Here is a 16,476-nt window from a genome sequence, read left to right as displayed (position 1 = left end):
ACAGGGGTTCGGCAGGTGTTATTTGACGGTGGAGTAATCGACGCCATACCACTTGGTCGACAGCTTGGTCAGTGTGCCGTCCGTATGCATCGCCCCAATGACTTCGGCGAGCTTGGCAGTAAGCTCCGGGTCACCCTTGTCGGTGGCAATCGCCAGCGGCTCGTAGAACACCACGCCGTCGATAGCCTTGAGCGGGTAGTTTTTCTTGATGGCTGCTTCCAGGGTGCTGCGCTGGGTGAGGATCGCGTCCAGACGCACACCGTCCCCCAAACGCAGGTCGTCCAGAGGCGCCAGGGAGCCGGCGTAAGTGCGCAGTTCGCCGGCCTTGATGTCGCAGGAGGCGGGCGGGATGTCGCTGGTTTCGATCGCCAGCGCCTGGTTCAGGCAGTCCTCGGAGGTGGTGCCGCCTTCCACGCCAATCTTCTTGCCGTTGAGGGCCTGGCGGTCGGTGACGGTCGATTTGTTATGCACCGCGAATACATAGGGCACGTAGTAGTAAGTGGCCGGGAAGTCGAGAATCCGCGCGCGGCTTTTGGTGGCGGTCATGGAACCCACCGACATGTCCCAGCGCCCGTTCCACTTGCCGGCAGTGATCACGTCCCAGTCTGGGGTGATGAACTTGACCTCAACCCCCAGGCGCTTGGCGATCTCCTTGGAGACGTCGATGTCGAAACCGTCGATCTCATTCTTGTCGTTGATAAAACCCTGGGGTGGCCAGATGGCCGACGTCGCCACGGTCATGGTTTTGCTGCTTTGGATTTTGTCGAGGACGGCACCGGCGTTGGCCGTGCCGACGAACAGCAGCGACAGGGTTGCGGCCAGGGTGATTACGCGTTGTTTGCTGAGCATGTCCATCTCCACGTCTGGTTATTGTTATGGGTAAAGCGGCACTCAGTGACCGATGATTTGCGAGAGAAATTTCTGCGCTCGCTCGGTCTGGGGGTTGTTGAAAAACTCGGCGGGGGTGGCTTGTTCGATGACCTGGCCCTGATCCATAAACAGCACGCGGTCGGCGACCTTGCTGGCAAAGCCCATCTCGTGGGTCACGCAGATCATGGTCATGCCATCGGTGGCCAACTCGCCCATTACCTCCAGCACTTCGTGGACCATCTCCGGGTCCAGGGCCGAGGTGGGCTCGTCGAACAGCATCACCTTGGGTTTCATGCACAGCGCACGGGCAATCGCCACCCGTTGCTGTTGGCCGCCCGACAACTGGGAAGGGTACTTGTGGGCATGCTCGGCGATGCGCACTCGTTCGAGGTAAACCTGGGCACGTTTTTTTGCCTCTGCCGAGGACACGCCTTGCACCAGTTGCGGGGCCAGGGTCAGGTTGTCCAGCACGCTGAGGTGCGGGAATAGGTTGAAACTCTGGAACACCATGCCGATTTCCCGGCGCACGGCACTGACACTTTCCGCTTCGCTGGTGAGGTGGATACCGTTGACCTGGATCTGGCCTTTCTGGAAGTTTTCCAGGTGATTTATGCAGCGAATCATCGTCGACTTGCCCGAGCCGGACGGCCCGCACACGACCAGGATTTCGCTGGCGGCGACACTCAGGTCGACATCGCGCAAGGCATGGAAATTGCCATACCACTTGTTCAGGCCGCTGATGGCAATCATCGACGGGGCGACTGCCGCTTGTTCGCTGATAGGAACGTGACTGGTCATGGCTCAACCCCTCGCTGTGGATCGGTTGACCCGTTTTTCGATCCGCGCCTGCACCCGTTCAAGGATGAACGACAGCGCCCAGTAAATCATCGCGGCGGTGATCAGCATTTCCAGGTGGCGGAAGTCGGCGCGGCCTTGGGTCTTGGCCAGGTACATCAGTTCCCAGACGCCGATCACCGACACCAGGGAGCTGTCCTTGAGCATGGCGATGAACTGGTTGCCGGTGGGCGGGATGATTACCCGCAAGGCCTGGGGCATGATCACCCGGCTCAGGGTTTTGAACGGGCTGATGCCCAGGGCGCGCGAAGCTTCCCATTGGCCCACCGGAATACTCTGGATACCTGCGCGGAAAATCTCGGTCATGTAGGCGCCGTAGCACAGCGATAACGCCAGGATGCCGGCCGGCACCGCATCGACCACATAGCCCAACTGCGGCAGCCCCAGGTAAATCAGGTAGATCTGGATCAGCAGCGGCACGCCGCGAAAGAATGAGGTGTAGAACGAGGCCAGGGCGTTGGCGATGCCGTTGTTCGACAGCTTGGCGACTGCGCCAATAAGGGCCAGGACGAAGGCAATCACGATGGCGATGGCGGAGATGTACAAAGTGGTGGCTGCGCCCTGGATGATCAGGAAACCGACCTTGTCGAGGATAAAGCTGTAGGAGAGGTTGAAGGTGTCGAAGAATGCCAGGAACAGAATCAGCAACTCGATCCAGACCACGGTGGTCTGCACCTTGAGTTTCAAGCGCCCGAGGACATGAAAGTTCAGTGTGCCGAGCACGGCAATCGCCAGGCCGATGGCGATGTTGCGCGCCGCCAGGCTGTCTGGAGCGTTGCCCAGCACTGGCTGCAAAAAATGGCTGATGGCGCTGTTACCCAGGTTCATCAGGTACGCGCCGAGGAACAGCACCACCGCTACGCCGAGCAGGAATCGAGGATCGTTGGACTTTTTCTTATAAATTATATTGTCGTGATACATGGATGCCTCTGGCTTGTCAGTGGTAATGATCTCGTCAGATAAAGGGGTGTTGACCAGTATTGCCGGGCGAAATTGCCCACGACAAGCGACCATAATTCGTTATGTCAGTCCCTGAGGTCATCCTGGTGATGGCCTCAGGGAGCAGTGAATCAGTCCAGTCTGGCCAGGCATGCCCCAAGGATATCCAGGCCTTCCTCCAGTACCTTTGCCTCGATGGTCAGCGGTGCGAGCAGGCGGATGATGTGGCGGGATTTGCCGCTGGGCATCAGCAGCAAACCGGCGTCACGGGACAGGGCCAGCAACTGGCTCAACTGTTTGGAGGCCGGTGTGCCGTCGGCGTTGGCCAGTTCGATACCGCGCATGGCACCGACACCGGTCAGGCGCCCCAGGTAGGGTGAAAGCTGGTTGGCGCGCCACGACTGATACCGGCTGACAATTGCCTCTTCCTGCTGTGCCCCCCAGGTGTGCAGGTGTTCATCCGTCATCACGTCCAAGGTGGCCAATGCCGCCGCGCAGGCGATGGGGTTGCCGGAATAGGTGCCGCCCAGGCCGCCTTTGGGCAAGGTGTCGAGCAACGATTTACGACCCACCACCGCCCCCAGCGGCACACCGCCGGCAATACTTTTACCCAGCAGGATCAGGTCCGGCTCGATGCCCAGCCGCGAGAAGGCGAAACGCTGGCCGGTGCGACCAAAGCCGGACTGGATTTCATCGGCGATCAACAGGATGTTTTTCTCATCGCACAAGCGTCGCAGTGCCTGGGCGAACTCCACGTCGAGGGTCAGGAAGCCGGCTTCGCCCTGCACCGGCTCGATGATGAAACAGGCCACGTCGTCGACGTCGATTTCCACGCTGAACAAGCGGTCCATAGCCTTCAGCGCATCGCTGCAGGTGACGCCGTTGTCCTGGCTGGGATAGGGCAGGTGGTACACGGGGCCGGGCAGTACACCGACTTTTTGTTTGTAGGGCGCGACCTTGCCGTTGAGATTGAGAGTGGCCAGGGTACGGCCGTGGAAAGCGCCATCAAAGGCGATAACCGCCGTGCGGCCGGTGGCGCCACGGACGATTTTCAGTGCGTTCTCAGCCGCTTCTGCGCCGCTGTTGGTAAGCATGCCGCTGACCGGGTAACCCACCGGGATGAAGGCGGTGAGGCGATCCATCAGTTTGATATAGGGCGCGTGGGGGGCGGCGTTGAAGGCGTAGTGGATGAGCTTGGTCGCTTGCTCGCGAATCGCCTCCACCACCGCCGGATGGCAATGGCCCAGGTTGAGTACGCCGATACCGCCGACAAAGTCGATGTAGCGCTTGCCCTCGGTGTCCCAGACTTCGGCATTTTTGCCATGGCTGAGGCTGATGGGGTGGACGATGGAAATCGACTGGCTGATGGTTTCGCGGCTCATGGATCTCGGACTCGGCAAGGGGTGCTTGCTTTTATCTAAGCCGCGGGACGCATTGCCCTGCAAACGAAATAAAGTCGCCGAGTCATTATTAAAAGTCGGGATGTGGGGTGATGTACCCCACCATCCAGGCCAGAAATGCCTTCACCTTGGGAATCTCCCCGGCATGTTCGGCATGGGCGATAAAGTGCGCGCCGGCACTGGGCATCGCGTAATCCCACGGGATCATCAAACTGCCCAGGGCCAATTCCTCGGCCACCAGATACTGTGGCACCAACGCCACGCCGTACCCCGATTGCGCTGCGCGGATGCACATGTAGAACGTATCGAAACGCGGCCCGTGGTAGCTGTTTTGCGAATGCAGGCCCTGTTCCAGAAACCATTCGTGCCAAGCCTCTGGCCGCGAGGTGCATTGCAGCAGGGTATGGCGGGACGAAGCATCGCTACCTTCGGCGACAAAGCCTGGCGCACACACTGGCACCACGGCTTCGCGAAACAGTTCAATGCAGGTCGCCCCAGGCCACGAACCCTGGCCGAAGAAAAACGCGATATCGGCCTTGGCCTGCAGCACGTCGAAGGGCTCCAGCTCGTTGCGAATGTCCAGGTGGATATTAGGGTGCAGCGCGGCGAAATCCCTGAGCTTGGGCACCAGCCAGCGATCACCGAAGGTCGGTTGGGTGGCGATGCGCAGCACCTCGGTTTCGCCGCCGTAGGTCAGGATGTAGCGACTGGAAATGTCCACCTGAGTGAGGATTTTGTGCACTTGCGCCAGGTACAGCGAGCCCGCTGGCGACAGGTACAAACGCTGGCGCACCCGCTGGAACAGGTTGTGGCAGAGCATCTCTTCGAGTTGCGCCACCTGCTTGCTCACCGCGCTCTGGGTCAAGTGCAGTTCTTCGGCGGCTCGGGTGAAGCTGAGGTGGCGGGCGGCGGCTTCGAAGCACTGCAAGGCGGTCATCGAAGGGGTTAAACGTTTTGAAATCACGGGATTACCTGACGGGTCTCTTGAGGGAGTTCATTCCAAATCGGAAGGAGCCCTTGCCTGAATGTCGTTTGTGGCCGAGGCGTAAAGCCGTTGATACTCTTCAATCACTATAAACCGGCGCGGGTTTGGGGCGCCGAATAATAAAGATCAACAGGGAGAGCCTTGCATGAAGAACCTGAAAACCACTTTGGCCGCACTCACCGCCGCTGCTGTACTGAGCATGACGGGCGCTGCGCACGCGGGCGCAACCCTGGACGCGATCCAGAAGAAAGGTTTTATCCAGTGTGGCGTCAGCGATGGTTTGCCGGGCTTCGGCGTGCCGGACGCTCAGGGCAAGATGACTGGCATCGACGTTGACGTCTGCCATGCCGTCGCCGCCGCACTGTTTGGTGATGCCTCGAAAGTGAAGTTCAGCCAGTTGACCGCCAAGGAGCGTTTCACCGCCCTGCAGTCCGGGGAAATCGACCTGATTTCGCGCAACACCACCTGGACCAGTTCCCGGGACGCCGGCATGGGCCTGGTATTTACCGGCGTCACCTACTATGACGGCATCGGTTTTCTGGTGAACAACAAACTCGGAGTCGCCCACGCCAAGGAGCTGGACGGCGCGACCATTTGCATCCAGGCCGGCACCACCACCGAGTTGAACGTCTCCGACTACTTCCGCGCCAGCGGCATGAAGTACACCCCCATCACCTTTGATACAGCCGATGAAAGCGCCAAGGGCCTGGAAGCCGGTCGTTGCGACGTGCTGACCACCGACCAATCGGGCCTGTACGCCCAGCGCATCAAGATGGCCCACCCGGACGAATTCATCGTGTTGCCGGAGGTGATCTCCAAGGAACCCTTGGGCCCGTTGGTGCGCAAGGGCGATGAAGAGTGGTTCAGCATCGTCAAGTGGACGCTGTTCGCCATGCTCAATGCCGAAGAAATGGGCATCACTTCGCAGAACGTCGAAGATCAGGCCAAGACCACCAAGAACCCGGATGTTGCCCGCCTGCTGGGTGCCGACGGTGAGTACGGCAAGGACCTGAAGCTGCGCAAGGATTGGGTGGTGCAGATCGTCAAGCAAGTGGGCAACTATGGCGAGGTGTTCGAACGCAACATCGGCCAGGGCAGCGTGTTGAAGATCAAGCGTGGCCTCAATGCCTTGTGGAACAACGGCGGCATCCAGTACGCGCCGCCGGTTCGATAAAGCCAACGGATGCGTGCGAAACGTTTACCGCGGTGCCCTCATCTTCGTACGCGGCGAGCCATTGGCGTTGTGCTGGTAAATCGCCTCAGGCTGGCCTTGTTCGTTGAAGAACACTTGGCCGATGCCTGCCGAGTTCCACAGCCGCTCGCCAGCCTCGGCATGTTCCGGGATATGCGGTACCACTTGCATGGTGCGCCGCCGGGTCAGCCAGTTCAGGGGTGAGCGGGGTGAATAGAGCCAGCGGTTGAGACGGTCGAACCATTCCAGCAGGCCCCTGGGGAATTCGTTCTTGATGCCGCTGCTGGTGATCTGCCAGATTTTTGGCCCGGCGTTGCGGTGGCGAATCAGCACTTCGTAAACGAATGAGTAATGTACGTCTCCCGACAGGATCACGTAGTTACCCGGCGTGCGCGAGTGACGGAAGATATTCAGGATCACCTGCGCCGCGCCGCGATGGGCCATCCAGTTTTCCGCGTCCACCAACAGCGGGTAGCCGCACCAGCTGAAGACTTTCTGTACGGTCTCGATCAGCTTTACGCCAAAGATTGGCGCCGGTGAAACGATGATGGCCGACGGGTGATCGAGCAGTTCCTGTTGCAGCTCACTCAAGGCTTCCCAGTCCAGCAGGCCGGACGGTTGCTTGAGGGTGAATTCGCTGCGCCAGCGCCGGGTACGGGTGTCGATCACCACCAGGGCGGGGGTGGTGGGCAAGACGTAGTGCCACTGCTGGAACTTCAACAGTTCATCCACCAGTTCGTCCTGGGCTGGCGCGTCCAGATAGTGGTCGTGCGCCGGGGCTTGCGTGGTGAGTGCCAGGGTCTTGCCCAGCAGCTGTTCAAACGCATCAGGATTATTACCCCAGCCCTGGCAGAGCATATAGGCCAGCAAGGCATTGCCGATGATGCGCTTGGAGAACGGGTTGCCGTAGGCGGTTTCTTCCCATTGGGCGCTGAGGTTCCAGTCGTCGGTGATGTCGTGATCATCGAAAATCATCAGGCATGAGATATGCGCAAACACCCTGGCCACGCCGCCCAGGCCGTCGCGAAACTTATCCACCTGCAGTTGTTCGTGGGCATAGCGTTTCTGTTCTTCGGCCTTCAGCTGCGGCGGTTGCGGGGCGATCAGCGTCCAGGGAGTGGGCGACCACACCAACAGGTACATCGCCAGCACTTCGGCGAAGGTCACTAGGTGATTGTCGGCGGTGCTGGTGGTGAAAATCGGCTTCTTCACGCCACCGAAAAACCGCTCGCGCAGTGTTTCGTTGCTCTCCAGGGCCGGCAACAGGTCGGCGCGATGGTAGTAACTGGCTGGATGGCCGTAGAGCATGGCGCTGTCGTCCACCACGGCGCCGTCCAGGTGTTCCTCGAACAGGCCCAGGCGGGTGATCAGTGCATGAATGGCCCGCAACATAGGCCCGGCCACATCGTCGGCGTAGACCTGATCGCCGCTCATCATCAACAGAGCCGGGCGTTGTGCCGGGCTGCGGCCTTCGGCCAGCAAACGATCGACACACAGCAGGCCTTCATCGGCGTAGTGGTGGGGTTTGCGGCAAGAACCGTGCATCAGTTGCTGGATACGGCTGTGCAGGACGAAGTCCGGGGTGCGTGCGTTGGCATGGAGCAGGTGGGGCGCCCATTCGGCGATGCCGCTGGGATGAGCGCCGGTCTCGTTGATCAGCAGGTCATAGCCGATGGTCACGTCCTGGGGCAGGGCGTTGCTCAGCGGCACGTCGATCAGGTGGATAAACGCGTGACGTCCCACGGGGACGACCTGGCAGAGTGTCGCGTCCAGATTGATATCGAGGGTGTGCTCGCGCTCGTCCTGGGTGAACTGCAACCTCAGGGTCAACGCAAGGGCTCGGCTGCCCACCAGCCACAACACCAGGCGCCCCGGTTCGAGGCGGCGCAGCAGGGGGCCAGCGAGGACGGCGGGCAATGTGTCGGCTTGAGGCATGAAACACGGCTCTGTGCAGGATCGGGTCACAAAGGATAGCGCAGTGGATGTCAGCGTTTTGTTAATGCACACGGCCTCAAATTATGACGTCGTGGCCGAACGTTCACCCTGGCTAATCAGCCAGCGCAGCACATCGTCCATCGCCACGCTGTGCTTGCACTCGACCCAGCGCACTCCTTGCGGGCTGTATTGTTCGATATACCGGCTGAGCACGAGCTGACCCTGGTCAGATGACATCTGCAAGCGAGTTTCCCGGCAGATCAGCGTGTTGGCGCCGCGTTTGCGGACCTGATGATGCAGCAGTAACGAGCTGGACTCAGAAGTCATCGCGGCCACCCTCTGCGCATCGATTGGCCGGCGGTGTGGTGGCCCCTTCCTTGCCTTCCCGCACGTAGGCGGCACGGTGTTCGGCCACCACATTACGCAGTGCGCTGTAATAATCCGGCAACTGCTGCAGGCTGTCGGTAAGTGGCAGCAATGAGGCGCGAGTATCCACCGTACCGCCCACCATGTTGATGGTTTCAAGAGTCTGCACCGTGTCGCTGTCCCCCAAAGGGGCCACCAGGAAGCTCAACACTTTGCCTGCGGCGTCGCGGCTGTTGCCGGTGCCCAACAAGGGCAGTTCGACGATCGGCCCGTTGCCGATGCCCCACACGCCAAAGGTCTGGCCGAAGTCGGCGGTGTGGCGGGGAATACCCAGCGAATCTGAAACATCCAGCAGGCCGACAATTCCCACCGTGGTGTTCACGGCAAAGCGTCCCAGGGTATTGACTGAGCGACGCGGGTTGCCCTGCAGCACATCGTTGATAAACACCTTGGGCTCGCTGAAGTTGCTGGAAAAGTTATGCACACCCTGCTGGAAAAACTCCGGCAGGTATTTATAGCCATGGGCTACAGGCGCCAGGGCATAGTCATCGACGGTGCGGTTGAAGGCGAACACCCCACGGTTGATCGGTTCGGCGGGGTCGTATACCGGGTAGGAAACTTGCGCGCAGCTTGTGGTACTCGCCACCGGTGCCGGGCTCGCACAGCCTGTGAGGTAAGACACGGTCAACAGCAGTACGGCCTGGCGAGCCAGGTGCTGGGGGTACGTCAGCGAGTGCATAAGCACAGTCTCCGGAAAAGGGAGGCGGATGCTGGCATTCGGGTTTTGCGCAAAGATGTCTGCTTTATTGCACGATTGAAATATATGACGGGCTGCGCCGAATGGTTTTAGATGTTGCCTCGACAAACTCAAGTGATGCCCACCGGTGAGCCATCTTTTGATCGTGGACGATGACCTTGAGGTCCTCGCGCTGCTGAAGAAATTTTTCCTGCAACATGGCTATACGGTGCAGACCGCCGCCAATGGCGCAGACCTGTGGGCGGCCATGGAGCAACAGGCCGCCGACCTGATCATTCTCGACCTGATGCTGCCGGGAGATAACGGCCTGCTGCTGTGCCAGCGCCTGCGTCAGCAATACGCGACGCCGGTGATCATGCTGACCGCCATGGGCGAGCTCAGCGATCGCGTAGTGGGCCTGGAAATGGGCGCCGATGACTACCTCAGTAAACCCTTTGATGCCCGCGAACTGCTGGCCCGGGTGCGTGCCGTGTTGCGCCGCGCCGGTGAAAGCGGGGCGCCGTCGGGCGATGTTTCGCGACCGTTGATCCGCTTCGCCGGCTGGCAGCTGGACCTGACTCGCCGGGAACTGCGCTCGCCGGACCAAGTGATGATCCCGCTGTCGTCCGGGGAGTTCGACCTGCTGCTGGTGTTCGTCGAGCATCCCCAGCGTGTACTGACCCGCGAGCAGTTGCTGAACCTGGCGCGGGGCCACAGCCATGATGCGTTCGACCGCAGCATCGACGTTCAGGTCAGCCGCCTGCGACGCAAGCTGGAGTTCGACACCAAGCGCCCGGCGATGATTCGCACCGTGCGCAATGGCGGCTACCAGTTCACCGTCAGCGTGAGCCGCTCATGAAAAATACGGTGGCCCGCTGGATCGCCCTCACCATCTTGATTGCCATGCTCACGGCCCTGGCGTTTAACGCACTGTTTGCCCAACTGGCGGGCGTCTGGGCCAGGCCGCCCCTGACCGAGACCGGTTTGTTGGACAAGGTTGCCGTTATCGTGCGGGTGATTGAGGCCGCAGAGCCGTCGCAGCGCTCACATCTGGCCCAGGCAGTCGGTGATGAAAGTTTCAGTGTCAGTTGGGCGGTCAGTCGAGAGGGGATTGATTTGCCTGTTTTGGACGACCCCGGTTTTCACTCTACCGAGGCCGAGGAGACGTTCAAGCACCTGCTCAAGGGACCGCAACGCCGGATGGAGGGTTATGAGCCGTCCGACTGGCCAGGCCCCGGCGGGCGCTATGCCTTGCTGGTTGAACTGGCGGACCATACCTGGCTGATGTTCAGCTCTGAGTCGCGCAGTTGGGGGTTATCGGAGGGGCCACGCAGTCTGGTGGTGTTGGTGCTGGTGCTGATTTCCACCGCGCTGGTCACGTTGATCGCCACCCGGCGACTGGCCAGGCCGCTGCAACATTTCGCCCAGGGCGCCCGACGTTTCGGTGCCGACTTCCGCGCCCCGCCCATCGACCCTGTCGGCCCCCATGAGATTCGCCAGGCAATCCTCGCCTTCAACGGCATGCAGGCGCAGTTGCAACACTTCATCCAGGATCGAACCCAGATGCTCGCGGCGATTTCCCACGACCTGCGCGCGCCCTTGACCCGCCTGCGCCTGCGGGGCGAGTTTATCGAGGATGCCGACCAGCAACAGCGGCTGTTCCGCGACGTCGACGAGATGCAGGCAATGATCAGTACGGCCCTGGAGTTCTTTCGCGACGACGCCCGGCTGGAACAGGCTACCCAGTTGGACCTGGCGGAACTGCTGCAAACCCTGATCGACGACTACCGTGACCAGGCCATCGACATCAGCTTTGACGGCCCGCCGCGCCTGGTTTACTTCGGTCGGCCCCTGGGCCTCAAGCGGGTGATGACCAACCTGATGGACAACGCCATCCACTATGGCCTGGCGCCGGAAATTGAACTGCAACAACGGCCGGGCCAGGTGACCATTCGCGTGCTGGACCGTGGGCCGGGGATTCCCGTCGACCAGCACGAACAGGTATTCCTGCCGTTTTTTCGCCTGGAAGGCTCGCGCAACAAAAGTACTGGCGGCGTCGGCTTGGGGCTCTCCACCGCACGGGCGATTGTGTTGGAGCACGGCGGCACGCTAACCCTGGTCAATCGCCAGGGTGGTGGGCTGGAGGCGGTGGTGGTGTTGCCGGTGTAATGGCAGTCCGCAGGTAGGTGATCAATACATGGATGCACCCTTGTCCAAGGCAGCCTGCACACAATCGAGCAGCCTTTGGGTACTCCACGGCTTGGGCAGGAACCGCACCGTGCTGCCCAACTGCTCCGCCATCACTGTGTCGCCTGAGGTCAGCACCACCGACACCGACGGCCAGCGATGGGCGACCACCTTGCTCAAGTCATAGCCATTAAGCAGGCCGGGCATATGGATATCGCTGACAATCAAATCCACCGGATCATCGGCCCGCTCCAGAAAAATCATCCCTTCGTCCGCAGAGGGAAAAGAGGTGACCACCGCGCCGAACTCCTCCAGCACGACGATCATCAGCGAGCGAATGATCTCGTCGTCCTCCAGCACCAAAATCGATGGCTGAGCCATGATCACTACTCCTCCATCAGGGTTAAGTAAGGTGGAGTGGGTGGTGGTTGGATAGGTTCGATTTGATGTGTTACTTGCGATGGGTGGTCATTTGGTAGCCTTTGGGTTGCGCTGTGTCATACGCTCGCCATGTGGGCGAGCATGGCGCTCCCTGTATCTACAGCGGGCAGCTGGAGGGGTATGCGTTCGTGAGCCAGACCTAAAAGCGCTCATCCAATATCGCCGGCAAGCCCGCCCTCTGTCACCTCTCGCTAATCAAGGAGCACCATGTTTATCCGCAATCCCCTGGTCCCTGAACTGGTGGTCACTGACCTCACCACCAGCCTCGACTTCTGGGTCACCCAGATGGGCTTCGACATCGCCTACCAGCGCCCCGAAGAAGGTTTTGCCTACCTTGATCTGCAGGGCGCGCAAATCATGCTGGAACAATACGAGCCCCAGGTCGGGCAGTGGCTCACCGGGCCTTTGGAAGCACCCTTGGGCCGAGGCATTAACCTGCAAATCGATGTTCCCGCCGTAGCGCCGGTCCTGCAGCGTTTGAACGCCATTGGCTGGCCGCTTTTCCGTGACGTTGAAGATGCCTGGTACCGGGCGGATGAGGTGGAGGCGGGGCAAAGGCAATTCCTGGTTCAGGACCCGGACGGTTACCTGGTGCGTTTGGTGGAACGGCTGGGGGAAAGGCCGCTTCAGCAGGCATAATTGACCACGACACCTGATCTGGAGCCCTCAATGACGCACGCCGCTTTACTGACCCTCGTCTTAGTCCTCAACGCCGGCCTGTTCAGCGCTCCGGCGGCAGCGGCGGGCGATGCCGAGGCCGGCGCCAAGCTGTTCAGCAAAACCTGTGGCGGCTGCCATAGCGTCGGGTTGAACGCGCGCGGTTCGTTCGGGCCGCAACTCAACGGCGTGATCGGGCGGCTTGCCGGGACCACCACGGACTATCAGTATTCCGACGCGATGAAAAACTCCGGCGTGGTATGGACCCGGGAGAAGCTGGCCGCGTATATCGAGGCACCGAAAAAAGTGATCAGCGGCACCCGCATGATTTTCTGGGGCATCAGCGATCAGGAAAAGATTGCAAACCTGTTGGCTTATCTTGAGACGTTTCAAACACCATAAGTAATGGGTCGCATACGACATCGAAAAGGACTTCACCACATGGCTGCACCTCGTATCCGGGCGCTCGCGCTCTGCATCTTTCACCGCAATGGACAAATCCTCGTCCATCAGTTCTACGACTCCACCAAACACCACCACCTCTATCGCCCCATCGGTGGCGGCATCGAATTTGGTGAAACCAGCGCCGAGGCCATCGTGCGGGAGGTCCAGGAAGAACTGGAACAACCCATCCACAGCCTGCGACTGTTGGGCACCCTCGAAAGTATCTTCATTTACGCCGGCAATCCGGGACACGAGATTGTCCAGGTCTACGATGGGCAATTCGAGGACCAGCGTCTGTACGAGCTGCCGCATATCGACGGTGAGGAAAGCAATGGTGCTGCGTTCAAGGTGAGCTGGCAGGACAGTTCAAGTTTCAGCGCTGACTCGCCGCTGGTTCCCGAAGGGCTTTACGATTTGCTCAAGGGCGCAGGGTTGCTGAAATGAGCCGCAGACAAGGAGTGAGTACACAGTTTTTTAAACCGGATTCAGCCCCCGCTTTGCAAGGCGGCTGACCCGGAGCCGTATTACGACCCGTGTGGCATTTCTCCCCGTGCGTGGGGCTCATTGTGTGTCCGGGTGTTGACTGAGCGATAGAGAGGGGGCTTGCCATTGGGTTCCTTTATGGCTGCTTGGAGGGTTGGGGCGGCCATGTACCTTGATAACGGAAAGATATTTGGTAGTAGAAATTGGCGGGTTCAATTAGGTGCTGGAAATGAGGTTGGAGGATCGCTATCCAACTTGGGAGGACGTCGAATCCGCCAGCATAGATTTGGGGCTCTTCGTCTAATCCGAGCGCGGTAAGGATGCTTTCGTTGTCCTCAAAGTTTGCTGAGTATTCATCGGCCTCTAAGTTTTCGGTGCGCTTGTCATACCATGCCAATCTGACTTTCATACTCATGAAGAAGTCTCCACTTATTTGTTTATACGGCGTTCATCTTTTGCTGGGCCCCGGCGTTCGCCGGTATAGGGATCAAAGGAGCCCGAGCGCAATGAAAATGCTGTCGTCAGCATGAAAATTTGCTGAGAACTCATCCGCTTTCAAGTATTCACCGTGCTTGTCGTACCGATCACAATCGGATTCTCATGATTGATTACCAAGACTCTCTGTAATCTAAAGCCAGGAAGTAGTCACTTTCAGGAAAGATGATTTTATGTAAGAAGTACGGCTGGATTGTTGTCAGCCATTCTTCACGTAGCTCGAAGACACCGTTGTTAACGTCCTCTTGAACTGACAGTCCTAGCGCCGTCACCACAGCATCATCGTCTCCAATATCTGTCGAACGTTCCATGCCGATACCACGCTCTGTGGTTTTATCGAACCATTGCAGCCTTAGTTTCAATCCCATACGTCCTCACAAATACTTTTTGATATTGCGTTTCTTCTTCATTTTTTTCAGCCGCTGACCAGTAACGTGGCTGAAAGCGCCCAAATGGCTCCCGTCGCTGGCTCTATAAACTTCAAGCTCGCGGTGCTGAGAGTCCCACTCGTAAACTCGTCTTCCCTTTTTATCGTTCCACCGTTCCCTGAGTCCGGCACCGCCTTGCTTGGGGGTTTTAGGTGTCACCGATATCAAATCCGGAAAGCCGACGATTTCGTTTGTATCGGGGGCGAGGTGGTACTTGTGATTCCCCGTCCGAACACTCACCACCACATACAGCGGCCGAACTCCTGAGTCCGCCGGAAACACCAGAATAAAATCCCGATACTCCGGCGGATAAATCGGGTTGACCAGAATCTGCCTGGCTACCTCTGTCGGCGGATAGATCCACATCACCGGCGCTTGCGGCGCAGCTTCCAATGCCGGAATGCCAAGGGTGTCGCCAGGATCAATGGCGGGTGTCCAAATCAGCTCCACGCCCTCGCCGAGCTCTGCCACGAATTGACTGTCGCGGCTTTGGAACTGAACCACGTCGATCATCTGCCAATCGGCATTGTTGCCGGTGTAGAAGCCATACCCTTTGAGCGTGCCGTCCGCCTGCTGCTCGATGTGCAGGCGCATGCGCGAGCGGGCTTGTTGCATCGAACGCAGCTGTTCTTCGCTATAAAGGGCGCTGTCACCCAGCTCCGACGACCAAGCCAAAGCCACCAGCCCTGTCAGCAGTCCGCTTGCCACGGTACCGACCGCCGCTGTAGCGGTTTGCAGTGCCGACCCGCCGAGTACCAATTGCCCGAGGCCTGCGGGCAGGGCATTGCCACTGATTTTGCTGAGAGGAACGCCGTCACCATCGGCCGCACGCCCACCCAATAGTGCGAAGTGGCCGTACTCCTTGACCAGTTCCAGCGGCACGTAACCGGTGGGGTTGTTGTAGCTGATGATGCCGTTTGGCAGTTGGCACGACTTGGCGAATATGTAGCCGGGAATCTTGGCGGGCTCAGGTGCTGGGACAGGCGTTGTGTTGATTAAATCAATGGACGGTGAATAAGGTGCCCGGGAAGGTTGCGGGGTCAGGATTCGTCGTCGAAGAAGTTCTTCTTCACTGATTGGATAGGCGCGTTCTGGCATGGCTGGCTCACTTCCCTGTGCGAGGAAGTGAGCCTATGAGAGCGGGCGAGAACCTGAAATTCTCATTGTTCGATGGTGTGTGTGGGAAAAGTCAGTTTATCAATGGATGCTAAATCCCAGCACTATGGAAAAACCGCCTGCGAATTTTTGGAGACGTCGCTCCGTGTAGAACCAGCGGCGCCAAGAACTTCAGCGATCAATGCGCTACTGGTGAGTCGGCGGCAGGATATTGCTTGTGCTCATGTAGTGAACCTCTGGCGCCAGGTCCGGGTAGTTGAGCGTCATGTCGGTGAGGCATTGCTGTAGCAGCCTCGCGTCTTGGGGCAAGTGTTCGGAGAAGATATCCCAGCCTGAGAGTTGCAGCGTGATGGGCATTTCTACCAGCCCGGTAATGGCATCCCAGAATGCATCCCAGTTTTGGCCGTACCAGTCCGGGAAGCCGAGAACATTGCTCAGGGTGGAGTGGAGTTCTTGGGAGTCCTTGATACTGCTCAAGTCTATTTTTATGACGGGTAATCTAGTCATGTATTCAGTGGGCGTCGGGGTGGGGGGTGTAAGTGTCCCGTCTTTCATGGGGCTTGTTCACTGGATGTCTTTCAAGTAGTCCTTGAGTGTGAGCAGCGGGGCGTTCAGTTTCTCAAGTGTCTGCGCCTGGCTGACTTCAGCGGCCAGCCGCTGCAGCTCGCGACCGAGCGGCTTATCCGTGCCGCCTAAAGCCACCAGTGCCAATCCTGCGCACTCCGAGACTTTAGATTGGATAGCGTCGATATCACCCTGACGCACGAGCAACCCAAAAACCTCCCTCTCATACTCACTCATGACCAGATCGTCCCGCAAAATCGGGCTGCCACCGTCTATCTCATAAGCCAACTTGAGGGCGAAAAGCGCAACCGTCTCCAGCGTCAATTCCATGGTCCAGGTTCCTCTACAGTCGTGTGCGTCTGCCAACAATCACTTTTCTACAG

20 protein-coding genes are annotated in these 16,476 nt (G+C 59.1%); 6 read left to right on the top strand and 14 right to left on the bottom strand.

Features of this window, described 5'->3' with window-relative positions; all coding sequences use genetic code 11:
• Window positions 1-18 precede the first annotated feature (18 nt).
• The 5 genes from FQ182_RS11435 to FQ182_RS11415 form a co-directional block, all read right to left on the bottom strand.
• Window positions 19-849, bottom strand: a complete 831-nt coding sequence (locus FQ182_RS11435) for a transporter substrate-binding domain-containing protein (RefSeq protein WP_149411671.1) — start codon at window positions 847-849, stop codon at window positions 19-21.
• Between the two features lie 42 nt (window positions 850-891).
• A complete protein-coding gene (locus FQ182_RS11430; protein WP_306108725.1) occupies window positions 892-1,668 on the bottom strand; it encodes an amino acid ABC transporter ATP-binding protein in 777 nt (258 codons plus the stop codon).
• A 3-nt stretch (window positions 1,669-1,671) separates the two neighbouring features.
• Entirely contained in the window at window positions 1,672-2,646 is a 975-nt protein-coding gene (locus FQ182_RS11425; protein ID WP_149411670.1) for an amino acid ABC transporter permease, read from the bottom strand.
• 149 nt (window positions 2,647-2,795) lie between these two features.
• On the bottom strand, window positions 2,796-4,046 hold the full coding sequence (locus FQ182_RS11420; RefSeq protein ID WP_149411669.1) for an aspartate aminotransferase family protein: 1,251 nt from the start codon (window positions 4,044-4,046) through the stop codon (window positions 2,796-2,798).
• Between the two features lie 88 nt (window positions 4,047-4,134).
• Complete coding sequence (locus tag FQ182_RS11415; protein WP_178114439.1) at window positions 4,135-5,025, bottom strand: LysR substrate-binding domain-containing protein; 891 nt, start codon at window positions 5,023-5,025, stop codon at window positions 4,135-4,137.
• A 169-nt stretch (window positions 5,026-5,194) separates the two neighbouring features.
• Between FQ182_RS11415 and FQ182_RS11410 the strand changes: the two genes are divergently transcribed.
• On the top strand, window positions 5,195-6,223 hold the full coding sequence (locus FQ182_RS11410; RefSeq protein ID WP_149411667.1) for an amino acid ABC transporter substrate-binding protein: 1,029 nt from the start codon (window positions 5,195-5,197) through the stop codon (window positions 6,221-6,223).
• Between the two features lie 24 nt (window positions 6,224-6,247).
• On the opposite strand, the gene FQ182_RS11405 is transcribed toward FQ182_RS11410, so the two are convergent.
• From FQ182_RS11405 to FQ182_RS11395, 3 genes are all read right to left on the bottom strand, one after another.
• Window positions 6,248-8,176, bottom strand: a complete 1,929-nt coding sequence (locus FQ182_RS11405) for an alkaline phosphatase D family protein (protein ID WP_149411666.1) — start codon at window positions 8,174-8,176, stop codon at window positions 6,248-6,250.
• A gap of 81 nt (window positions 8,177-8,257) precedes the next feature.
• Entirely contained in the window at window positions 8,258-8,503 is a 246-nt protein-coding gene (locus FQ182_RS11400; protein ID WP_149411665.1) for a hypothetical protein, read from the bottom strand.
• Window positions 8,493-9,281, bottom strand: coding sequence for a VacJ family lipoprotein (locus tag FQ182_RS11395; protein ID WP_149411664.1), 789 nt, complete (start codon window positions 9,279-9,281; stop codon window positions 8,493-8,495). The genes FQ182_RS11400 and FQ182_RS11395 overlap by 11 nt, the downstream gene beginning before the upstream one ends.
• 145 nt (window positions 9,282-9,426) lie before the next feature.
• Here FQ182_RS11395 and FQ182_RS11390 point away from each other — a divergent pair, with 145 nt between their 5' ends.
• Window positions 9,427-10,137 carry a response regulator gene (locus FQ182_RS11390; RefSeq protein ID WP_149411663.1) on the top strand — a complete coding sequence of 237 codons (711 nt, stop codon included), beginning with the start codon at window positions 9,427-9,429 and terminating at the stop codon, window positions 10,135-10,137.
• Window positions 10,134-11,447, top strand: a complete 1,314-nt coding sequence (locus FQ182_RS11385; protein ID WP_149411662.1) for an ATP-binding protein — start codon at window positions 10,134-10,136, stop codon at window positions 11,445-11,447. Before FQ182_RS11390 ends, FQ182_RS11385 begins: the two co-directional genes overlap by 4 nt.
• Before the next feature lie 21 nt (window positions 11,448-11,468).
• Here FQ182_RS11385 and FQ182_RS11380 read toward each other — a convergent pair whose 3' ends face one another.
• Window positions 11,469-11,846 (bottom strand): response regulator, encoded by a 378-nt coding sequence (locus tag FQ182_RS11380; RefSeq protein ID WP_149411661.1) that lies wholly within the window; start codon window positions 11,844-11,846, stop codon window positions 11,469-11,471.
• 267 nt (window positions 11,847-12,113) lie between these two features.
• On the opposite strand from FQ182_RS11380, the gene FQ182_RS11375 reads away from it, so the two are divergent.
• From FQ182_RS11375 to FQ182_RS11365, 3 genes are read left to right on the top strand one after another with little or no spacing between them, the layout of a single operon-like run.
• Window positions 12,114-12,545: a VOC family protein gene (locus FQ182_RS11375; RefSeq protein ID WP_149411660.1), complete on the top strand. Its 432-nt coding sequence runs from the start codon at window positions 12,114-12,116 to the stop codon at window positions 12,543-12,545.
• A gap of 30 nt (window positions 12,546-12,575) precedes the next feature.
• The gene (locus FQ182_RS11370) at window positions 12,576-12,965 is read left to right on the top strand and encodes a cytochrome c family protein (protein WP_149411659.1); all 390 of its coding nucleotides are present in this window, start codon (window positions 12,576-12,578) and stop codon (window positions 12,963-12,965) included.
• A gap of 39 nt (window positions 12,966-13,004) precedes the next feature.
• On the top strand, window positions 13,005-13,451 hold the full coding sequence (locus FQ182_RS11365; protein ID WP_149411658.1) for an NUDIX hydrolase: 447 nt from the start codon (window positions 13,005-13,007) through the stop codon (window positions 13,449-13,451).
• Window positions 13,452-13,626: 175 nt separating this feature from the next.
• On the opposite strand, the gene FQ182_RS11360 is transcribed toward FQ182_RS11365, so the two are convergent.
• The 5 genes from FQ182_RS11360 to FQ182_RS11340 form a co-directional block, all read right to left on the bottom strand.
• Window positions 13,627-13,905, bottom strand: a complete 279-nt coding sequence (locus tag FQ182_RS11360; RefSeq protein ID WP_149411657.1) for a colicin E3-like toxin immunity protein — start codon at window positions 13,903-13,905, stop codon at window positions 13,627-13,629.
• 193 nt (window positions 13,906-14,098) lie between these two features.
• On the bottom strand, window positions 14,099-14,353 hold the full coding sequence (locus tag FQ182_RS11355; protein ID WP_133102064.1) for a colicin E3-like toxin immunity protein: 255 nt from the start codon (window positions 14,351-14,353) through the stop codon (window positions 14,099-14,101).
• A 6-nt stretch (window positions 14,354-14,359) separates the two neighbouring features.
• A complete protein-coding gene (locus FQ182_RS11350) occupies window positions 14,360-15,511 on the bottom strand; it encodes an S-type pyocin domain-containing protein (protein ID WP_149411656.1) in 1,152 nt (383 codons plus the stop codon).
• A 204-nt stretch (window positions 15,512-15,715) separates the two neighbouring features.
• A complete protein-coding gene (locus FQ182_RS11345) occupies window positions 15,716-16,036 on the bottom strand; it encodes a barstar family protein (RefSeq protein ID WP_149411655.1) in 321 nt (106 codons plus the stop codon).
• A gap of 57 nt (window positions 16,037-16,093) precedes the next feature.
• On the bottom strand, window positions 16,094-16,423 hold the full coding sequence (locus tag FQ182_RS11340) for a hypothetical protein (protein WP_149411654.1): 330 nt from the start codon (window positions 16,421-16,423) through the stop codon (window positions 16,094-16,096).
• Between the last annotated feature and the right edge of the window lie 53 nt (window positions 16,424-16,476).

It is taken from the genome of Pseudomonas sp. ANT_H4 (assembly GCF_008369295.1).
Lineage (GTDB): Bacteria > Pseudomonadota > Gammaproteobacteria > Pseudomonadales > Pseudomonadaceae > Aquipseudomonas.
The sequence above is the reverse complement of the archived record's forward strand: the minus strand, read 5'-3'. Positions and strand labels throughout refer to the sequence as shown.

Bases quoted from the DNA above. Each gene is read 5' to 3' on its own strand.
- FQ182_RS11400 (WP_149411665.1), bottom strand. From the start codon at position 8,503: ATGACTTCTGAGTCCAGCTCGTTACTGCTGCATCATCAGGTCCGCAAA.
- FQ182_RS11405 (WP_149411666.1), bottom strand. From the start codon at position 8,176: ATGCCTCAAGCCGACACATTGCCCGCCGTCCTCGCTGGCCCCCTGCTG.
- FQ182_RS11340 (WP_149411654.1), bottom strand. From the start codon at position 16,423: ATGGAATTGACGCTGGAGACGGTTGCGCTTTTCGCCCTCAAGTTGGCT.
- FQ182_RS11420 (WP_149411669.1), bottom strand. From the start codon at position 4,046: ATGAGCCGCGAAACCATCAGCCAGTCGATTTCCATCGTCCACCCCATC.
- FQ182_RS11360 (WP_149411657.1), bottom strand. From the start codon at position 13,905: ATGAGTATGAAAGTCAGATTGGCATGGTATGACAAGCGCACCGAAAAC.
- FQ182_RS11365 (WP_149411658.1), top strand. From the start codon at position 13,005: ATGGCTGCACCTCGTATCCGGGCGCTCGCGCTCTGCATCTTTCACCGC.
- FQ182_RS11355 (WP_133102064.1), bottom strand. From the start codon at position 14,353: ATGGGATTGAAACTAAGGCTGCAATGGTTCGATAAAACCACAGAGCGT.
- FQ182_RS11410 (WP_149411667.1), top strand. From the start codon at position 5,195: ATGAAGAACCTGAAAACCACTTTGGCCGCACTCACCGCCGCTGCTGTA.
- FQ182_RS11345 (WP_149411655.1), bottom strand. From the start codon at position 16,036: ATGACTAGATTACCCGTCATAAAAATAGACTTGAGCAGTATCAAGGAC.
- FQ182_RS11425 (WP_149411670.1), bottom strand. From the start codon at position 2,646: ATGTATCACGACAATATAATTTATAAGAAAAAGTCCAACGATCCTCGA.
- FQ182_RS11350 (WP_149411656.1), bottom strand. From the start codon at position 15,511: ATGCCAGAACGCGCCTATCCAATCAGTGAAGAAGAACTTCTTCGACGA.
- FQ182_RS11430 (WP_306108725.1), bottom strand. From the start codon at position 1,668: ATGACCAGTCACGTTCCTATCAGCGAACAAGCGGCAGTCGCCCCGTCG.
- FQ182_RS11385 (WP_149411662.1), top strand. From the start codon at position 10,134: ATGAAAAATACGGTGGCCCGCTGGATCGCCCTCACCATCTTGATTGCC.
- FQ182_RS11375 (WP_149411660.1), top strand. From the start codon at position 12,114: ATGTTTATCCGCAATCCCCTGGTCCCTGAACTGGTGGTCACTGACCTC.
- FQ182_RS11395 (WP_149411664.1), bottom strand. From the start codon at position 9,281: ATGCACTCGCTGACGTACCCCCAGCACCTGGCTCGCCAGGCCGTACTG.
- FQ182_RS11370 (WP_149411659.1), top strand. From the start codon at position 12,576: ATGACGCACGCCGCTTTACTGACCCTCGTCTTAGTCCTCAACGCCGGC.
- FQ182_RS11435 (WP_149411671.1), bottom strand. From the start codon at position 849: ATGCTCAGCAAACAACGCGTAATCACCCTGGCCGCAACCCTGTCGCTG.
- FQ182_RS11380 (WP_149411661.1), bottom strand. From the start codon at position 11,846: ATGGCTCAGCCATCGATTTTGGTGCTGGAGGACGACGAGATCATTCGC.